We start from the raw sequence: 15,352 nt of genomic DNA, 5'->3' as shown, positions 1-15,352 counted from the left end.
AAGAGAATGGAAGCATGGACGGTACTTGTGCAAGCCCCCAGCAGATGAACGCACAGCAGCGTTCAGCGCATATCCGTGAGGTGGTGCTGGCCGAAGGCGTGCGATTGCGCCAACGCCACCCCTGGCTGCTGCATCAGGACGCGCTGGGCGCGGGGATCCTGGCCTTTGCCTTGCTCGGCATGCTCGGCTCGGCGGCGCTCTATATCAGCGGTCACCTGGCCTGGTGGGCGTGCCTGTTGCTCAATGCGTTCTTCGCCTCGCTGACCCATGAGCTGGAACACGACCTGATCCACAGCATGTACTTTCGCAAGCAGCGCCTGCCCCACAACCTGATGATGGGCCTGGTATGGCTGGCGCGGCCAAGTACGATCAACCCGTGGATACGCCGGCATTTGCACCTCAACCACCACAAGGTCTCCGGTACCGAGGCCGATATGGAAGAGCGCGCCATCACCAATGGCGAACCCTGGGGGTTTGCGCGGTTGCTGATGGTGGGGGACAACATCATGTCGGCGTTCATCCGCCTGCTGCGGGCCAAGACCTGGAAGCACAAATTCAGCATCCTCAAGCGCTCCCTGCTGGTGTATGCACCGTTGGCGCTGCTGCACTGGGGCGCGTGGTATGTGTTCCTGGGCTTTCATGCCGCCAATGGCATCGCTAGCCTGATGGGGGCACCGATTGAATGGTCAGCCGGCACCTTGCAGATGATGCAGGTGATCGACATCGCCGCGGTGGTGATCATCGGCCCTAACGTGCTGCGCACCTTTTGCCTGCACTTTGTCAGCTCCAACATGCACTATTACGGCGATGTGGAGCTGGGCAACGTGATCCAGCAAACCCAAGTGTTGAACCCCTGGTGGCTGTGGCCGTTACAGGCGTTCTGCTTCAATTTCGGCAGCACCCATGGCATACATCATTTTGTGGTGAAGGAGCCGTTCTACATCCGCCAGATGACCGCCAAGGTGGCGCATAAGGTCATGGCCGAGATGGGCGTGCGCTTCAATGATTTCGGCACCTTCGCACGGGCCAATCGGTTTGAGCGCGAGGAGCAGCCCGACGCCAAGCTCGCTTTCAGCAAGCAATAAACGCCAGGGGCAGGTCGCGAATCTGTTCGCGCACGGGCGGCTGGTAGTGGTCATCGCTGATCAGTTCATGCAGCAATTCCTCGCGCAGTTGATGGAACTCGAAGCTGCTGCGCTGACGCGGATGAGGCAGGGCGATGTCCACCACTTGCTTGATGCGCCCGGGCCGGGGCTCCATTACCACCACGCGGTCGGCGAGGAAAATCGCCTCTTCCACATCATGGGTGACCAGCACCGTGGTGATCCTGGCGCGGGCGCGAATCGCCAGGAGTTCGTCCTGCATCTGCTGGCGAGTCAGCGCGTCGAGGGCGCCGAAGGGTTCGTCCAGCAACAGGATACGCGGGCTGGCCACCAGGCCGCGGGCAATCGCCACCCGTTGCGCCATGCCGCCAGAGAGTTGGTGGGGGTAGGCGCGGGTGAAGTCGGTCAGCCCCACCAGCTCGATAAAATCGCTGATGCGCCGGTTGCGCTCGGCCTCAGTAAGCGGCTCGTTGACCAGGCCCAGGCCGATGTTTTGCGCCACGGTCAGCCAGGGAAACAGGCGATGTTCCTGGAATACGATGCCGCGTTCGCTGCCGATACCGCTGACGGCGCGGCCATCGACTTGGATCTCGCCGCGAAACTGGGTATCGAGCCCTACCAGCAAGCGCAGCAGGGTGGACTTGCCGCAGCCACTGGCGCCGACAATCGCGACGAACTCCCCTTCGGCCACCTCCAGGTTGAATTCGCGGATGGCTTCCAGTTCGAAGCCATCGACGTCGAAGCTCTTGCCCACATGGTTGAAGCTGACAATAGGTGCGTTCATGCGTGTCTCCAGCGGGTGGCGCGGGTTTCGATGCGTTGGCCGATCAGGTTGAGAGCGGCGCCGGTGAAGCCGACCAGGAGCATGCCGCCCATGATCAGATCCATTCGCAGCAACTGTTGGGCGCCGATCATCAGGCTGCCGATGCCGCCATTGGACGGCATGAAGTATTCGGCGCCGATGGTGCCCATCCAGGCGTAGATCAGGCTCAGGCGCAGGCCGGCGAAAATCCCCGCCGCCGCGCCCGGCAGCACTAGGCGACGCAGGCGTTGCCACAGGCTCAGGCGCAGCACTTGCGCGGCTTCGCGCAGCTGCGGCGACAGGTTGAGCACGCTGCGCTGGGTGGCGATAAATAACGGGAAGAAAGCAGCGAGGGCGATGAATACCCACTTGGCCAATTCGCCCAGGCCAAACCAGGCGGTGAGCAGCGGCACCCAGGCGAAAATCGCGATCTGGCGTAGCGCGGCCAACGTCGGGCCGAGTAGCCGTTCACTGCGTCGCGACAAACCTAACCACAGGCCCAAGGCAAAGCCGAGGCTACCGCCGAGCAGCAAGCCACCCACGGCCCGGCCGAGGCTTTTGCCCAGGGCCGTGGTCAGGCTGCCATCTAGCACGCCCGCGACGGTGGTTTGCAGCACCGCCCAGGGGCTGACCAGAATGTTCGGGTCTACCCAGCCCTGTTGCGTCGCCACTTGCCACAGCGCCAGCAGCAACAGCGGCAACAGCCAGGGTTGCAGGCGTTGCCAGCCTTCATAGCGCGGCCCGCGTCGAATCTGTGCGGTGGCCGGGTGGGGCCAGTGCACCCACTTGCGATCCAGCCAGCCGATGCCGCGATCCATCACCACGCCCAGTACGCCGATGACCACGATGCACACGAAGACGATATCGAGCATGAACAACTGGCGCGCCCATACCATCAGGTAGCCGATGCCTTCGCTGGAGGCCAGCAACTCCACGGCCAGCAGCGACGTCCAGCCCGCCGCCAGGGCCAGGCGTACCCCGGCCATGAACGCCGGCAATGCGGCGGGCAGTATCAGGCGGCGGATCAGCAAGTGAGTGGGCAGGCGCAGCACGCGGGCGGCTTCTCGCAGGTTGGGCTGGGCATCGCGCACGCCCACCAGGGTATGCAGGGTCACGGGCACCACGATGGCCTTGACCAGCACCACCAGCTTGAGGGTTTCGCCAATGCCGAAAAACACCATGAACAGCGGGATCCAGGCCAGGGTCGGCACTTGCGACAATGCACTGAACGTCGGGAATACCAAGCGCTCGGCGCGGGCGCTGAACCCCAGGATGGCGCCCAGTATCGCGCCAGCGCCGATACCGGCCAGCAGGCCCCAGAACAAGCGTTGCAAGCTGATCGCCAGGTGGCTCCACAACTCGCCGCCGGCCAATTCCACCGCGCTGCTCCATACCAGCGAAGGCGGCGGCAGGATCTGCTCGCTCATCCAGTGATTGCGGCTGGCCAGCCACCACAGCAGGAACAGACCGAGCGGTAGCAGCCAAGGCGACAAGCGCTCGCTCAGTTGCGGCCAGCGTGGCGCGGCGCCTTTGGAGGGGGCCGCCAGAGGTAGGCTCAAAAGTGAAATCCGGGCCATGAAAGACCTCCGTTGTCGCCGAATGCGTTATGTGATTTCGATCTTATAAAAACGTAATCAAGATGATTGCGAGATAAGAAAAATCATTTAAAGCCTCAGCCCTCCACGCATCCAATGCATTCGAAGAATATTTTCGATGCTGTTTATGCATAACCCTCTGGAGCCTGCGTGTTAGCCTGCATAGACCTAAAAGCTATTAAATTGTGAATTTATAGTATTTAAAGTTTTGTACGGCCTGTGCCTACTTTCTGCTCCCCAGGCGACCGTCGCCCACCAGGAGCTGTGCTTATGAAACTGCCCTTCAAACACCTCATCAGCCTGTTGGCCGGCACTGCCCTGGCCGGGCTGGTGCAGGCCGCCGACCTCAAGGAAATCCGCATCGCCGTGCCCGACCTGAGTGCCGGCAGCCAGCACAGCGGCGGAGGTATCACCGACGTGTTGCGTGAACAGCAGATCTTTGAAAAAGCCTTTGCCGACCAGGGCATCAAGATCCAGTGGAATTACTTCAAGGGCGCCGGCCCGGTGATCAATGAGGCCTTCGCCAACGGCCAGGTGGACCTCGCCTACCTGGGCGATCTGGCGGCGATCATCGGCCGATCCAATGGCCTGGATACTCGGTTGCTCAGCGCCTCCGCGCGTGGGGTGAAGCACTACCTCGGCGTCGTGCCGGGCTCAGGCATCAAGACCCTGCAAGACCTCAAGGGCAAGCGCGTCGCGGTGTTCCGTGGCACGGCCAGCCAGTTGTCGTTCGACAGCGCATTGGCCAGCCAGGGCTTGAGTGAAAAGGACCTGAAGGTCATCAACCTGGACTTCAATGCCGCCGGTGCCGCCCTGGCTGCCAAGCAGATTGATGCCACCTGGGGTAGTTCGACCCTGACGGCGCTGCAAGCCAAAGGTCTGGCAGAAATACCGCTGAATACCAAGGACCTTGGCGGCGCCGGCAGCATCCAGTCCGTGCTGGTGGGCAGCGCCAAATTTGTCGACGAACACCCCGACGCCGTGGCCAAGTTGCTCAAGGCCCAGCAGCAAGCGGTGCAGTGGTTGACCGATGACAACAACAAGCAGGCCTATATCGCGCTGGTGTCGGGTTTGGCCAGTTATCCACCGGTGATCCTGACCAATGACCTGAAGGACCAGAAACTCAGCGAAGTTTTCCCCTCGACCCTGGACCCGGTGTTCCTGGGCAAATTGCAGGATGCAGTGGATTTGGCGTCGAAGGAGAAGTTGATTCGCAAGTCGTTTCAGGTGAGTGACTGGGTGGCGCCGAATCTGGCGGCGGCGGGGCTCTGAGTTTGGCGGTGCCTGGGCGATCGTAATCGGGGGCTTGCCCCCGATGAGGCCCGTCAAACCGCCACACTCACCTCCTGCCTATCCACCTCCACCAAGGTCTCAATCATCGCCTTCGCCGCCGGCGATAACCGCGACCCGGTGCGGCTGACAATCCCGCACCGCGCACTCATGGTCTCCAGGTTCTGCGGTAGGTTGCGCCAGTGCAGCAGCACCAGTGAACCGTTGGCGACGTCCTCGGCAAAGGCTTCCTCGGTGCCGACGCCGATGGCATTGGATTGCAGCACGATCTTCACCAATGCAGGAAAGTGCTCGGTCTGGATACTCGGTGAAAAGTCCATGCGCCCACTCAGGTTCGCCAGCAACTTGCGAATGCCCTGGGAGATCAAGGGCGAGGCCAGCGGGTAGTCGAACATGTCGTTGGTCGACAGGCTGTCCTTGGCCAGCAACGGGTGCCCGGGGCGGCAGAAAAATACGCCGCGCTTGGGCGTCAGTGCGCGGGTCTGGAAGTTCGGGTCGGCCTCGAACTGACGGATGTCGGCGATGAAGAATTCAATCTCTTCACGGCTCAGGCTGCGGCTGAGGGTTTCCCAGTTATCCACCTGGAAACTCGTGCGGATTTTCGGGTGGGCGTTGATAAACCGCGCCACCGCATCCGGCACCAGTTTCGCTGCCGGCGCGGGACCGCAGCCGAAGCGCAGGTCGCCGGCGTCGAGCTTGGTCATGCGCGTCACCTCACTGCTCAGCAGCGCCGCGCCATGCACCAGGCTCAAGGCGTGTTGCAGCACCACCTGGCCTTCCGGCGTGGGGCGTAAATCCTTGTGGCCACGGTCCACCAGTACGCAACCGAACTCCTGTTCGAGCCCCTGGATGCTGCGGCTGAACGCCGGTTGGGTGATGCCCATGGCGTCCGCTGCACGCACGAAACTGCGGTGTTCGTTGAGGGCGATGAAGTAGCGCAGTTGGCGAAGATCCATATGCTTTCCCGGCATTCTAAAAATAGGTCGAAGGCATTTGCGACCGAGCAAGCTGAGGTTTTAAATGCAAGCTCTTATTCCGTCAACGAAGCATTTGTTCATTTGCTAGACCTAAAAAGCATATGAATAGAGCGTTGCAGGAAAGCGTCCCCACCATCAGCAGGCACATGAGGGTCATCACAATGAGCAATGCCGCATTAGCCGTTCAACCCATCGCCCACGCACTCGAGATCCACCCGGTGGCCGGCCGTATCGGCGCCGAGATCCGTGGCATCAAACTCTCCGGTGACCTGGATGCCGCCACCGTCGAGGCCATCCAGCAGGCGCTGGTGCAGTACAAGGTGATCTTCTTCCGCGAGCAAACCCACCTAGATGACCAGAGCCAGGAAGCCTTCGCTCACCTGCTCGGGGAGCCGATTGCCCACCCGACGGTGCCGGTGCGTGACGGCACGCGGTTCCTGTTGGAACTGGACGGCGCCCGTGGCCAGCGCGCCAACTCCTGGCACACCGATGTGACCTTCGTCGATGCCTACCCGAAAGCTTCGATCCTGCGTTCGGTACTGGCGCCCACGTCTGGCGGCGACACCGTCTGGGCCAACACCGCCGCTGCTTACAACGACCTCAGCGTCGAACTGCGCGCACTGGCCGACCAGCTGTGGGCCGTGCACAGCAACGAGTACGACTACGCCGGGCGCAAGCCGGATGTATCGGTGGAGAAGCTGGAGGAATACCGCAAGGTCTTCACTTCTACGGTGTATGAAACCGAGCACCCGGTGGTGCGTGTGCACCCGGTCAGCGGTGAGAAAACCTTGCTGCTGGGGCACTTCGTCAAGCGCCTGAAAGGCTACTCCCAGACGGAGTCGGCGCAGCTCTTCAACCTGTTGCAAGGCCACGTCACGCGCCTGGAAAACACCGTGCGCTGGCGCTGGAATACCGGTGACGTGGCGATCTGGGACAACCGCGCCACCCAGCATTACGCGGTAGACGACTACGGCACCCAGGAGCGCATCGTGCGCCGGGTCACGCTCAAGGGCGATGTGCCGGTGGGTGTGCAAGGGCAATCAAGCAAAACTACCAAAGGTCTCTAAGCTGACACAGATTCAAATGTGGGAGGGGGCTTGCTCCCGATAGCGGAGTGTCAGTCACAGCATCTTTGACTGACCCACTGCCATCGGGAGCAAGCCCCCTCCCACATTGGATTTATGGTGTTTACCAGACCCCGATCTGCACCACTTTCTCTGCCTCCGGTTCACCATAACGAAACCTTTGACCACGCAGATCGACTTCTGCATTGCTGATGGTGGTCCGCCGCTTCAACCCACGCAGCCATTCGAACAGATAACCCAAGTGCGTCTCGCGCACCTGCGCATAGGCGGGGTCGCTGCCCAGGTCGTGGATTTCCTGGGGGTCGTGTTCCAGGTCGAACAGTTGCGGGCGAAAGCCGTCATAGGCCAGGTACTTCCAACGCTCACTGCGCACCATGGTCATGCGGCAACGGTCGATGGGCTGCTCCAGCCGTTCTCGCGCCGGGGCCTGGAACGCGTAGTCGTATTCGGCAATGGCGTAGTGGCGCCAGGTGGTGGGGTTGCCCTGCAACAGCGGGATCAGCGAGCGGCCTTCGAGGCGATGGTCGGCTGCGGGCAGGCCCAGTGCGTCGAGGAATGTTGGCAGGGCATCGATGGTTTCCACCAGGCGTTCATCCACTGTGCCACGGCTGACATCGGCACTGGCGCGCGGGTCGCGCACGATCAACGGCACACCCACCGCAGGCTCCAGCAAAAATTCTTTTTCACCGAGGTAATGATCGCCGAGGAAGTCGCCATGGTCGCTGGTAAACACGATCAGCGTGTCGTCCCAGCGACCAGTGCTTTGCAGGACGTCAAACAGTCGCCCGAGTTGATCGTCGATCTGTTTGATCAGGCCCATGTAGGTGGGGATCACCGTGAGGCGCACTTCATCACGGGAAAAACTCAGGCTCTCCTGGTGTTGGCGGAACGCCTGGTACACCGGGTGATCGCTGGTTTGCCCAGGCTGAATGGGCGCCTGGATATGCTCGGCGCCGTATAGCGCGTGATACGGCGCCGGTGCGATGTAGGGCCAGTGCGGCTTGATGTACGACAGGTGCAGGCACCACGGTTGCTCTGCTTGCTCGCGAATAAAGTCGATGGCGCGGTCGGTGGTGTAGACGGTTTCCGAATGCTCTTCGGCCACGCGTGCAGGCTTGCCGGCGTTGCGCATGTGCCAGCCGCTGAGCACTTCACCGTCTTCGCCTTGGGCGGCGTTGGCCCATTCATGCCACGGGTTATGGCCGCTGTAGCCCTGCTCGCGCAGGTAATGGGTGTAGGGCGCGGACTCGCGTTTATCGTCAAACAAAGGGCTGTCGGGGTAGATGCCGTCGTGACGGAAAAAGGCATCGAAACCGACTTCGTTCAACGGCTCGGCCTGGGCGCCGTCAGGGTCGATATGCAGGCGCTGCAAGGCGTCCAGATTGGGCGTGGCGTGGGTCTTGCCCACCAGTGCGGTGCGGATGCCGTGGGGGCGCAGGTAGTCGCCGATCGTCAGCTCTTCCAGCGGCAGCGGTACCGCGTTCCACGCTACCTGGTGGCTGCTGACATAGCGCCCGGTATACGCCGACATCCGCGACGGGCCGCAGATGGTGCCCTGGGTATAAGCGCGGCTGAAACGCACACCGGCGGCGGCCAGGCGGTCGATATTCGGCGTGTGCAAATGGGCATGGCCGTAGCAAGACAGGTAATCGCGGCGCAGTTGGTCGCACATGATGTAGAGCACGTTGCGCACGGGTTGGAGGTTGGACATGAGGCTTCACCGAACGGAGGACAGGTGGGTTTTTTCGCCGTTCGAGGGGTGCGCTGGCAAGTGCATTTGGGGACTGGGTTCTATGCAGTGAGTGCATGGGTGTTGCTACCGGCGCTTTCGCGAGCAAGCCCGCTCCCACACTTGAAATGCGTTCCAAATGTGGGAGCGGGCTTGCTCGCGAAAGCGCCGGTTCAGACGGCGATATTCTCCAGCGTGCAAACGTCTTCATCCACCTCATCAATCTGCTTGATCTGCTCAATCATCGCCTGCGCCAACGGCGACAACCGGTACCCCGCACGGCTGACAATCCCGTAGCGGGTATAACGCTCCTCCAGGTTTTCATCCAGGCCCTCAATCTTCAGGCACACGAGTTCACCCCGAGCCATGTGCAGCACATCGCTGTTGGCGCTGACGATGCCGATGGCGTCTGAACGCAACACCACGCCCATCAGGCTATAGCCGTTTTCACACTCCACATTGGGTTGGTAATCGGGCCGGCCGCTGAGGTCGACGATGACTTTGCGCAGGTTCGGCGGGCGGATAGTCACCGCCAGCGGGTAACTCATCAGCTCGGCAGCGCTGACACTGTCGCGCCCGGCCAAGGGATGGCCGGCGCGGCAGCAGAAATGCCAGCGGCGCGGGCGCAGGCGGTGGGTGTGGTAGTCGGGGTTGGCTTCGAAGTGGCGGGTGTCGGCGACGAAGAATTCGAACTCTTCGCTGAGCAGGCGTTTGCCCAGGCTTTGCCAGTCATCCACCTGAAACTGCACACGGGCCTTGGGGTAGCGCCCGATAAAACTGCCGATGGCGCGGGGGATCAATCCACCTGCCGGCGCCGGGCCGCAACCGAAGCGCAGTTCACCGGCTTCCAGGCCGTTGAACTGGCTGATTTCGTTGGCCAATTGTTGGGCCCCGCTCACCAGCCGCCGCGCATGTTCGAGCAATACCTGGCCCTGCTTGGTGGGCGACAAGTCCTTGCGGCCACGGTCCACCAGTTGGCAGCCGGCACTGTGTTCCAGGGCCTGGATGCTGCGACTGAACGCCGACTGCGACAGGTTCACGGCCACGGCCGCCGCGACAAAACTGCGTTGTTCGGCGAGGGCGATGAAGTGGCGAAGCTGGCGCAGGTCGATATGCATTTTTCACATCAGAAATATCCGGGAAATGCATTGGCTATGCATTAGGTCGACTCCTTATAAAGGCTATCTCTTATGCAGTAAATGTTCGTAAAAACATAAATAAATAACCTTTTGGAATATCTGTTGACGGATATCTCCGGGTTCTGGAGCCGCTTATGAGTCTGTTCAAGTCCTTGCCCCTGGCCGTGTTGGTGGCCGGTAGCACCAGTTGGTCGCCGGCCCAGGCCGCAGAAACACCCGCATCTGCCAGCAAGGGCGAAAGCGCCAGTGGCCAGCTTGAAACCGTCACCGTCACCGCCAGGCGGCGTACCGAAAGTGCCCAGGCCGTGCCGACGCCCATGAGAGTGGTCGGCGGCCAAGCGCTGGAAACCCAGCGGGTGTACCGCATCCAGGATTTGCAGCAACTGGTGCCCAGCGTCAACGTCGCCTATATGCATGCGCGCCAGTCCAGCGTGTCGATCCGCGGCCTGGGCAACAACCCGGCCAGCGACGGCCTGGAAGGCAGCGTGGGGCTGTATATCGACAACGTCTACCTCGGGCGTCCGGGCATGGCGGTATTCGACCTGATGGACATCGAGCAGCTTGAGGTATTGCGCGGCCCGCAGGGCACGCTGTTCGGCAAGAACACCACCGCCGGGGTGATCAATATCAGCACCCGCGCGCCGAGCTTTGCCCCGGAGCGCAGCATCGAGACCTCCCTGGGCGAGGACGGTTACTTCCAGACCAAGGGCACGATTTCCGGCCCGCTCACCGACGACCTGGCCGGGCGTTTCTCGGCCTATCGCACGCGCAGCGACGGCGATATCAAGAACGAACACGACGGCCATGACCTTAACGGCGGCTCACGCCAGGGCTTTCGCGGGCAACTGCTGTACAAGCCCAGCGAGGCGTTCAACCTGCGCTGGATCGGTGACTACAACGAAGAGGATTCCAGCGCCGGCACCCGCGTGCTGTACAGCACCGGGCCGACCATCAATGGCACCAACCTGTATCAAGCTCGGGCCAACGCGGCGGGGGCGACCCTGGTGGATGGCACCCATCGCAAGGTCAACCTGGACAACGACCAGCACGTCACCGTGTTCCAGGGCGGTACCTCGCTGGAGGCCAACTGGACGCTGCCCAGTGACTTTACCCTGACCTCGGTGAGTGCCTACCGCTGGTGGAATTTCACCCCGCGCAACGATGACGGCCTCAACGTACCGGCGTCGTACAACGCCGGGGTGTCGGTGGAAGACAAGCAGTGGTCTCAGGAATTTCGCCTGGCATCGCCCACCGGTGGTTTCTTCGATTACGTGCTCGGGGCCTACTACTTCGGCTCCGACCTGGATAACAAATCCTTCGCCTATTACGGGCCCAAGGCCGATATCTGGAACGGCACGCCGGCCGGTGCGTTGAGCAATGTGAGCAGCGTCGGCAACGGGCATATCCGCACCGACAGTTTTGCGCTGTTTGCCCAAGGCACCTGGCACCTGACCGAGCGCCTGGACTTCACCGCCGGCCTGCGCGGCACCTACGAAGAAAAAAGCGCCTGGGTCACGCGCAATGCCCCAGTGGGCGGCGCTGCTGTCACGGGGGCAGCGGCTACGGCACGGCGCGGGCGTACCGGGGCGTATGACTCGGGTGACCTCAATCAGTACAGCGCCACGCCGTCAGGGCTGCTCAACCTCAGTTATCACTTCAATGAAAACCTGCTGGGCTACGCAACGCTGTCCCATGGCGAGAAGTCCGGTGGGGTCAACCTGGCAGTGGGGTCTGCGCCGACGGCCGGGGCCGACTCGCTGCTGATCGGCACCGAGCGCGCCAACAACGCCGAACTGGGGTTCAAGAGCACCTTGTGGGACCGCCGCCTGCAGCTCAATGCCAACCTGTTCTGGACCCAGGTCAACGGCTACCAGACTAACGCCTACGACCAGGACAACCGCGTGCAGTACCTGACCAACGCCGGTTCCGTGCGCTCGCGGGGCGTGGAAGTGGAAAGCACCCTGGTGCCGATCAAGGGCCTGACCTTGAATATCAACGGCTCCTTCAATGACGTGAGTTACCTGTCTTACAAGGATGCCCCATGCCCGCCGGAAGTCAGCCTGCGCCCGGGTGCACCGGCCTCCTGCGACTTGAGCGGCCATCAGGTGGTGGGTGCGTCAAAGTGGATCGCCAATGCCAACGGCGAGTACAAGTGGAACCTGGCTAACGGCTTCGAACCTTACGTCACCGCCAGCTATGCGTTCCGTTCCAAGGCGGTGGGCACGGTGGAAGATTCCGACTACGGGCAGATCCCGGCCTATGCGGTGGTCAACCTGTCCACCGGCCTGCGCGGCAATTATGAGCAGGGGCAGTGGGATGTGTCGCTGTGGCTGAAAAACGCCTTCGACAAAACCTACTACACCACCCTGTGGACCGGCGGTAACGGCGGTTACGAGGGCCTGCTGGGCACGCCGCGCACCTTAGGCGTGACTGGGCGCTACGACTTCTAGGTCGGTGCGATAGGTGGCCGGGCTGAACACCCGCGTCACCAGCAGCATCGCCACCACGGTCACGGCCAGCACCACCCAGGCGCTGACAAAACTGCCGGTGAGTTCGCGCAGCCAACCGGTCAGCCACGGCGAAATCGCATTGATCAAAAAGCCTACGCCTTGCACGAACGCCGCCAGTTGCCCGGCTACGCGAGGGTCGCGATGGTGGTCCAGGGTCAGCAGCAGGCTCAGGGCAAAACACGCGCCCAGGCCGAAGCCGATCAGCGCTACCCACAGGTGCGGGAACTGCTGTGGGGCCATCAGCAGGCCGAGGTAGCCGATGGTTTGCGCCAGCAGGCTGATGCTGAGCAGTGGGCGACGGTCAATGCCGCGTTGCGCAAGCACCGGCATCAACAGTGCAGCGATCACCTGGAAAATGGTCATGAACGCCAGCAATGAACCGCTGGGCAGCACGCCCCAGCCCAGTTGCTGATAGTAAGCGGGCAGCCACGCCACCATGCTCATATAGCCGCAATTCACCAAGCCGAAATACAGCGCCAGCAGCCAGGCGCGGCGATTGCGCAAGCCCTTGAACGCCGGTGCCTGCTGAAGATTGCGTGCGGCGCCCAGCGGCAGCCAGGCCCACAACAGCAACGCCCCCAGCGCCGGCAACAACCACACCCCCAGGCCCGCCTGCCATTGCTGGAAATGCGTGGCCACCACCGGGCTGAGCAGCGCCGCCAGCCCACCGCCGGCCATCAGCGAGGCCGAATACACGCCCATCGCCACCGGCACGCGGTGATGGAATTGGCGCTTGATCATGGCCGGCACCAACGCCTGGATCAGCGCCACGCCCGCACCACCGAGCAAGGCGGTGACCAACAGCGCCGACGCCTGGCCCATCAGCCAGCGCGCCAGGCACGCCAGTAGAATCATCAACAAGCCCAGGGCGATACCGCGACGTTCGCCCAAGCGGGCTTCCACGCGTACGCCCACCAACGCCACCAGCCCCATGCACACGACCGGCAGGCTGGTGAGCAAGGCGCTGCTCTGGAAGCTGAGGCCGGTGGCCTGGCGAATCTCGCCGAGCAAGGGGCTGATGGAGCTGAGGATGGGGCGCAGGTTCAGGCCTAGCACCACCAGCAGGCCCCAGCCGGCAAGTTTGCCCATGAATGAATGGTTAAGCGTCATGCAGGACCTGTCGGGTGCGCGAAAGAGGTATGAAGTATGGAGAGGACACGGGGTATGCTGAAATTAAATATAACCATGCCAATCAGTGGCAAACGCAATGGTGATGCCTTTGTTCGATCCTGTGTTGTTGCGCAGCTTTGTCGCCGTGGTGGATTGCGGCAATTTCACCCGCGCCGCCGAGCGCCTGCATTTGACCCAGTCCACCGTCAGCCAGCAGATCCGCCGCCTGGAAGACGCGGTGGCCTGCCAGTTACTGGATCGCGACCAGCGCCACGTGGTGGCCACCGCCGAGGGCGAGCGTTTGCTCGCGTATGCGCGCCGCATCCTGGCGCTGCACGAAGAAGCCGCTGACGTGTTGATCAACCAGCAAAGCGACGGTGTGCTGCGCCTCGGTGTGCCGGAGGATTTCGCCGCCGAGCGCCTGATGCCGTTGCTCTCGGCGTTTGTCGTGGCCTATCCACGGGTACGGCTGGAAGTCACCAGCGGCCTCGGCCCCGAATTGCAGCGCCAGTACCGAAGCGGTGAGTTCGATGTGTTGCTGGTCAAACAGATGGGCGACAGCGACGACTGTGTAGCGTCATGGCCAGAGCCGTTGTATTGGGTCGACAGCCTGAGCACCCCGGCGCTGGGCCGTGACCCACTGCCGTTAGTGGCGTTCCCGGTGGGCGGCCTGTACCGCAATGACATGCTCCACCATCTTGAACGGTGCGGCTGGCGTTGGCGTATCGGCTACTCCAGCGCCAGTTTGGCCAGCGTGTGTTCAGCGGTGGCGGCAGGGTTAGGCATCAGCCTGCTGCCGGAGCGAGTGCTGCAACCGGGCCATCGCATACTCGGCGCCGAGAGTGGCTTGCCCGCCGTCCATGGGGTGCGGCTGGCGCTGTATGGCCGCAGTGGCTTGGGCGCGGCGGGGCAGACATTGTTGGGTGAATTGCTGGCGTTATGCGGTGGAAACCCGCACTGACTCATACCTTTGCGGAATATTTTGTATGCCTTTAAGGCATTGAAAAACAACAGCTTGGCGCTAGGCCACGGCACACGTGGGTTTGGCGCTGACGGGCAGTTTTGTTATTCAATTTTGATCTATTTATAACTTCAAAGATTACTTTAAGAAATAAGTGTCTGGCCCCGATGATTCAGCCCACGACGGCCTTACATGCAGGCCCGTCGGTTTTTCAAAACCGTAGGGAGTGAATCAATGGGCAATGTCCAGACCGCCGCCAGTGCACACGAGGCGCAATGGCGCCAGGCACCGGGTGGTGAGTTGGTCGACCTTGGCCGGCCGCACCGCGCGCCGTTGGGGCAATTGCGAACGCAGAAAACGCCAAAGCGTTTCTCCAGCCGTCGCGAAGGGATTTTGCTCGGTCTGCTGGTGCTGGCCCTGCACGGGGCGGTGATCTATTGGGTGAGCCAGAAGCCCACCCCGGTGCTGCCGATTGTGCCGCCGGAAATTCCGCCGATGACCATCGAATTTTCCCAGCCGGCGCCGCCGGTGGTTGAACCGCCACCGCCTGTACCGCCGCCACCGCCGCCGCCCGTGGTCGAGCCGCCTGCGGTCGTGGATGAACTGGCGGCCAAGCCTGCGCCGCCTAAACCGGTTGCAAAACCCAAGCCCAAACCCGTGCCAAAACCTGAGCCCAAGCCGGCGCCCAAGGCCGTCGAACAGCCGCCTGCACCGCCTACGCCAGCGCCACCGGCTGCGCCCGTACCCGCGGCACCAGCTCCGGTGACACCTGCTTCGGCCAACGCCGCGTACCTGAAGAACCCGGCGCCGGAGTACCCGTCACTGGCCCAGCGTCGCGGGTGGGAAGGCACGGTGTTGTTGCGCGTGCACGTGCTGGCCAGCGGCAAGCCGGGTGAGATCCAGGTGCAGAAAAGCAGTGGTCGCCAGCAACTGGATGACGCCGCATTGGCGGCCGTGAAGCGCTGGAGTTTCGTGCCGGCCAAGCAGGGCGATGTGGCCCAGGACGGCTGGGTCAGCGTACCGATCGATTTCAAGATTCATTAATTATTCG

Annotated in this window: 12 protein-coding genes; 6 read left to right on the top strand and 6 right to left on the bottom strand. The window is 62.3% G+C overall.

All coding sequences use genetic code 11. The annotated features are described in order from the left end of the window. Positions 1-14: 14 nt before the first annotated feature. Positions 15-1,085, top strand: coding sequence for a fatty acid desaturase (locus JFT66_RS18525; protein WP_198859866.1), 1,071 nt, complete (start codon positions 15-17; stop codon positions 1,083-1,085). Here the strand turns inward: JFT66_RS18525 and JFT66_RS18520 are convergent. Next, a complete protein-coding gene (locus tag JFT66_RS18520) occupies positions 1,072-1,887 on the bottom strand; it encodes an ABC transporter ATP-binding protein (RefSeq protein ID WP_198859829.1) in 816 nt (271 codons plus the stop codon). The two genes, JFT66_RS18525 and JFT66_RS18520, sit on opposite strands and share 14 nt — an antisense overlap. Beyond that, positions 1,884-3,482, bottom strand: coding sequence for an ABC transporter permease (locus tag JFT66_RS18515; protein ID WP_198859828.1), 1,599 nt, complete (start codon positions 3,480-3,482; stop codon positions 1,884-1,886). Before JFT66_RS18515 ends, JFT66_RS18520 begins: the two co-directional genes overlap by 4 nt. A gap of 288 nt (positions 3,483-3,770) precedes the next feature. Between JFT66_RS18515 and JFT66_RS18510 the strand changes: the two genes are divergently transcribed. Further along, complete coding sequence (locus JFT66_RS18510; protein ID WP_198859827.1) at positions 3,771-4,772, top strand: ABC transporter substrate-binding protein; 1,002 nt, start codon at positions 3,771-3,773, stop codon at positions 4,770-4,772. A 53-nt stretch (positions 4,773-4,825) separates the two neighbouring features. Here JFT66_RS18510 and JFT66_RS18505 read toward each other — a convergent pair whose 3' ends face one another. Next, entirely contained in the window at positions 4,826-5,746 is a 921-nt protein-coding gene (locus JFT66_RS18505; protein WP_153838585.1) for a LysR family transcriptional regulator, read from the bottom strand. 182 nt (positions 5,747-5,928) lie between these two features. Between JFT66_RS18505 and JFT66_RS18500 the strand changes: the two genes are divergently transcribed. Next, positions 5,929-6,834 (top strand): TauD/TfdA dioxygenase family protein, encoded by a 906-nt coding sequence (locus JFT66_RS18500; protein WP_153838586.1) that lies wholly within the window; start codon positions 5,929-5,931, stop codon positions 6,832-6,834. Between the two features lie 121 nt (positions 6,835-6,955). Here the strand turns inward: JFT66_RS18500 and JFT66_RS18495 are convergent, their stop codons facing one another. Both JFT66_RS18495 and JFT66_RS18490 read right to left on the bottom strand, forming a co-directional pair. Beyond that, positions 6,956-8,563 (bottom strand): alkaline phosphatase family protein, encoded by a 1,608-nt coding sequence (locus tag JFT66_RS18495; RefSeq protein WP_198859826.1) that lies wholly within the window; start codon positions 8,561-8,563, stop codon positions 6,956-6,958. Between the two features lie 191 nt (positions 8,564-8,754). After that, complete coding sequence (locus tag JFT66_RS18490; RefSeq protein ID WP_198859825.1) at positions 8,755-9,699, bottom strand: LysR family transcriptional regulator; 945 nt, start codon at positions 9,697-9,699, stop codon at positions 8,755-8,757. Positions 9,700-9,854: 155 nt separating this feature from the next. On the opposite strand from JFT66_RS18490, the gene JFT66_RS18485 reads away from it, so the two are divergent. Beyond that, the gene (locus JFT66_RS18485; RefSeq protein ID WP_198859824.1) at positions 9,855-12,170 is read left to right on the top strand and encodes a TonB-dependent receptor; all 2,316 of its coding nucleotides are present in this window, start codon (positions 9,855-9,857) and stop codon (positions 12,168-12,170) included. On the opposite strand, the gene JFT66_RS18480 is transcribed toward JFT66_RS18485, so the two are convergent. Then, a complete protein-coding gene (locus tag JFT66_RS18480; protein WP_198859823.1) occupies positions 12,141-13,340 on the bottom strand; it encodes a CynX/NimT family MFS transporter in 1,200 nt (399 codons plus the stop codon). The two genes, JFT66_RS18485 and JFT66_RS18480, sit on opposite strands and share 30 nt — an antisense overlap. A 109-nt stretch (positions 13,341-13,449) precedes the next feature. On the opposite strand from JFT66_RS18480, the gene JFT66_RS18475 reads away from it, so the two are divergent. Then, positions 13,450-14,301, top strand: coding sequence for a LysR family transcriptional regulator (locus tag JFT66_RS18475; protein ID WP_080752926.1), 852 nt, complete (start codon positions 13,450-13,452; stop codon positions 14,299-14,301). A gap of 234 nt (positions 14,302-14,535) precedes the next feature. Next, positions 14,536-15,345 (top strand): energy transducer TonB, encoded by an 810-nt coding sequence (locus tag JFT66_RS18470; RefSeq protein WP_153838588.1) that lies wholly within the window; start codon positions 14,536-14,538, stop codon positions 15,343-15,345. Positions 15,346-15,352: the final 7 nt, after the last annotated feature.

It is taken from the genome of Pseudomonas sp. MF6755 (genome assembly GCF_016405635.1).
In the GTDB taxonomy this organism is placed as follows: Bacteria; Pseudomonadota; Gammaproteobacteria; order Pseudomonadales; family Pseudomonadaceae; genus Aquipseudomonas; species Aquipseudomonas haemolytica.
The sequence above is the reverse complement of the archived record's forward strand: the minus strand, read 5'-3'. Positions and strand labels throughout refer to the sequence as shown.